The 3,655-nt window shown below is 60.8% G+C and carries 4 protein-coding genes; 2 read left to right on the forward strand and 2 right to left on the reverse strand.

The features are described from left to right. On the reverse strand, positions 1-503 hold a 503-nt coding region (locus tag RMO23_RS00060; RefSeq protein ID WP_309677872.1), incomplete at its 3' end, for a glutathione S-transferase N-terminal domain-containing protein. 189 nt (positions 504-692) lie between these two features. Between RMO23_RS00060 and RMO23_RS00065 the strand changes: the two genes are divergently transcribed. After that, the gene (locus tag RMO23_RS00065; RefSeq protein WP_309677875.1) at positions 693-1,946 is read left to right on the forward strand and encodes a polyhydroxyalkanoate depolymerase; all 1,254 of its coding nucleotides are present in this window, start codon (positions 693-695) and stop codon (positions 1,944-1,946) included. Between the two features lie 16 nt (positions 1,947-1,962). Here the strand turns inward: RMO23_RS00065 and RMO23_RS00070 are convergent, their stop codons facing one another. Beyond that, entirely contained in the window at positions 1,963-2,418 is a 456-nt protein-coding gene (locus tag RMO23_RS00070; protein ID WP_309677877.1) for a CBS domain-containing protein, read from the reverse strand. Between the two features lie 175 nt (positions 2,419-2,593). On the opposite strand from RMO23_RS00070, the gene RMO23_RS00075 reads away from it, so the two are divergent. Then, positions 2,594-3,655, forward strand: a 1,062-nt coding sequence (locus RMO23_RS00075; protein WP_309677878.1) for an O-acetylhomoserine aminocarboxypropyltransferase, incomplete at its 3' end; no start/stop codon positions are given.

The following is a 3,655-nucleotide window of genomic DNA, read 5'->3' on the forward strand; positions in this document are numbered from 1 at the left end:
GCGAACATCGCATCAGCCATGCGGGGTTTTTTGCCAAAAAGAAAAGGTCCGCCATAACGGGTCAGGCAGTCTGTCCATATGTCCGCAATGCGTTTGATGTCGGCATCCACGCGCGTCCAGGTCTTGAACTTGGGGAAAACGCCCTTGATGTTCAGGGGCAGCGAGGAACGCATGGCCGAAAAACCCGAATGCATCTCGCCGCAAATGGCGCGGCAATGGGCGCGGGCCGCCCTGTCGGCAGGCAACAGGCCGGCCTTGGGCTTGATTTCATGCAGGTATTCGCCAATGGCCAATGTATCCCACACCTTGATGCCGTCATGCAACAAGCTGGGCACCCGAATGGACGATGACAGCAGCAGGATCTCGGCACGCATGTCGGCATCGTCAGGCGGAAGCAATTTTTCAGTGAACTCCAGGCCGGACAATTTGAGCAGCAGCCAGCCCCGCAAAGACCAGGCACCATAATTCTTGCTGCTACTAAGGGTAAGAACGGCCTGAGTCATGACGAAGTCTTTCACAAAGGTGTTTACAAAAGGTAAGCAGCAGCGTTTTGGCGCCGTCCCTGCATCAAAATAGTTTGACACACAGTTACCGTGCAAGCCTTGTGCCAGCCGCCAGTTTCCAGGTCATGGCCCGTAAATTGCTGAACGAAGGGATGGCGCTACCAGCGCAGCCAAACGAAAGAAAGCAACATGCTTTACCAAGCCTATCAGTTGCAGTCTGACCTGAGCTCTCCCTTGCGGATGCTTGCCGAACAGGCCAGCCTGCTGCTTGGCGCCGGCAAAGTCGGCCTGTCCAGCCCACCGGCCCTGTTTCCATGGATCGGCCAAGCGGCCAGCAAGTTTTCTGCCGCCAATGAAGTGCTGGCCCGGCTGCGCCTGACCCACAGCCGGCCCGCCTACAACCTGAAAACCGTGGAGGTCGCGGGCGAGCCGGTTACCATCACGGAGCACAAAGTCTGTGAACTGCCGTTTGGCACCCTGCTGCATTTCAGAAAAGACCTCGCCACAACGACGGCACCCATGCCGCGCGTGCTGCTGGTCGCACCTTTGTCCGGCCACTTCGCCACCCTGCTGCGAGAAACGGCGCGTACCTTGCTGGCCGACCATGACGTCTACATCACCGACTGGCACAACGCCCGCGATGTAACGCTGTCCAACGGTGAGTTCGGACTGGGCCACTACACCGACTACCTGATCAAATTCCTGGAAGTGCTGGGGCCCAACACCCACATGATTGCGGTCTGCCAGCCCTGCGTGGCGGCCCTGGCGGCCACGGCCATCATGGCCGAAGACGACAACCCGGCCCAGCCACGCAGCCTGACCCTGATGGCCGGACCGGTGGACTGCCGCGTCAACCCCACCGGTGTCAACGAGCTGGCCAACAGCAAACCGATTGAATGGTTTGAAAAGAATCTGATCAGCCCCGTCCCCTGGCCCCACAAAGGCATGATGCGGCAGGTTTACCCGGGTTTTTTACAGCTCACAGCGTTTTTATGCATGAACCTGGAGCGGCACAAAAAGTCATTTGAAGACTTGTACCGGCATGTCAGGGACGGCGAATTTGACAAGGCCCAGATCATCCGCGCGTTTTACGACGAATACCTGGCCGTCAACGATCTGCCCGCCGCGTTTTACCTGGAAACCGTGGCCAAGGTCTTCCAGACCTACGACCTGCCCCGGGGTGAACTCACCTGGCATGGCCGAAAGGTCAACCTCAAGGCGATACGGCGCACCGCCTTGCTGACGGTGGAAGGTGAACGAGACGACATTTGCGCCGTTGGCCAGACCATGGCGGCGCAGGATTTGTGCAGCAGCATTCGACCTCACATGAAAACCCACCTCGTACAGACGGGCGTGGGGCACTACGGGGTGTTTAGCGGCAAGAAGTGGAACCAGCAGATTTACCCGCAGGTGCGGGATGTGATTTACGGCAACGGGGGCTAACAGGGTCTGACGGGGATTAATCGGCAGCAGAGTCTTCTTCAGCCGGCCAGTCGCGGATGTAGGCCTTGAGCATCTTGTTTTCAAAGTTCTGGCTGTCGACCACGGCCTTGGCCACGTCGTAAAAGCTGATCACGCCCATCAACATTTTCTGGTTCATGACGGGCATGTAGCGCGCGTGGCGCTCCAGCATCATGCGGCGCACTTCGTCGAGCTCGGTTTCCGAGGTGCAGGTCAGCGGGTGGTCGTCCATGGCGGTGCGCACCAGGGTGTTGCCGATTTCGCCGCCGTTCTTGACGATGCAGACAATCACCTCCCGAAAGGTCAGCATGCCGACCAGGTCGCCATGCTCCATCACCACCAGCGAGCCGATGTCTTTTTCGGCCATGATCTGGGCCGCCTTGCCCAGCGGTTCGTCAGGCTGAACGGTGTAAAGCGTGTTGCCTTTGACGCGCAGTATGTCAAGAACCTTCATGGCTTTCTCCTCGGTAGTTTTGCGATTGTCCCACCGCAGGGCGGCGGCGGGAAATTCAGTTTAAATATAGCCCACAATCAAAGTGCGGCTGTAACGTTTTTTCGGCCTTCGCGCAGGGCCACGCCTGACGCGGCATCGGCAAGCTGCTTTCTGCTTTTTTCACTGGAGACACCCCATGCCCGGCTACTCAGACCCCGGCTTCGACACCCTGGCGCTGCACGCAGGCGCCGCGCCCGACCCGGCCACCGGCGCGCGGGCGGTGCCGATTCACCTGACCACCTCCTTCGTCTTTGAGTCCAGCGACCATGCGGCCAGCCTGTTCAACCTGGAGCGCGCCGGCCATGTCTATTCGCGCATCAGCAACCCGACCAACGCGGTGCTCGAGCAGCGGGTGTCGGCGCTCGAAGGCGGCATAGGCGCGATAGCGACTGCCAGCGGCCAGGCCGCGCTGCACCTGGCCATCGCCACGCTGATGGGCGCGGGCTCGCACATCGTGGCCAGCACGGCGCTGTATGGCGGCTCGCAAAACCTGCTGCACTACACGCTGCGCCGCTTCGGCATTGACACCACCTTTGTGCAGCCTGGCGACATAGCCGGCTGGCGCGCCGCCGTGCGGCCCAACACCAGGCTGTTTTTTGGCGAAACCGTGGGCAACCCGGGGCTGGAGGTGCTGGACATTGGCACCGTGTCTGCCATTGCCCACGACGCGGGCGTGCCGCTGCTGGTGGACTCGACCCTGACCTCGCCCTGGCTGATCAAGCCTTTTGAGCATGGCGCCGATCTGCTCTACCACTCAGCCACCAAGTTCTTGAGCGGCCACGGCACGGTGATAGGCGGCATCGTGGTCGATGGCGGCTCGTTCGACTGGGACTCTTCCAGGGCAGCTGGCAAATTTCCGGAACTGACCAAGGCCTATGACGGCTTTCACAACATGGTGTTCAGCGAGGAAAGCACGGTCGGCGCCTTCTTGCTGCGCGCACGGCGCGAGGGCCTGCGCGACTTTGGCGCCTGCATGAGCCCGCACACCGCCTGGCTGATTTTGCAGGGCATCGAGACCCTGCCGCTGCGCATGGCGCGCCACATGGGCAACACCGAAAAAGTGGTGGCATTTCTGGCCAGCCACCCGCTGGTCGCGCGCGTCGGCCACCCGATGCTGGAATCGCACCCCAGCCACGCGCTGGCCCAAAAGCTGTTGCCACGCGGCGCCGGCTCGGTGTTCAGCTTTGACCTGAAAGGC

It is taken from the genome of Polaromonas sp., assembly GCF_031411155.1.
Lineage (GTDB): Bacteria > Pseudomonadota > Gammaproteobacteria > Burkholderiales > Burkholderiaceae_C > Polaromonas.

What these genes read in the sequence shown, in the direction of transcription:
- RMO23_RS00065 (WP_309677875.1), top strand. Translation starts at nt 693, where the DNA reads ATGCTTTACCAAGCCTATCAGTTGCAGTCTGACCTGAGCTCTCCCTTG.
- RMO23_RS00070 (WP_309677877.1), bottom strand. Translation starts at nt 2,418, where the DNA reads ATGAAGGTTCTTGACATACTGCGCGTCAAAGGCAACACGCTTTACACC.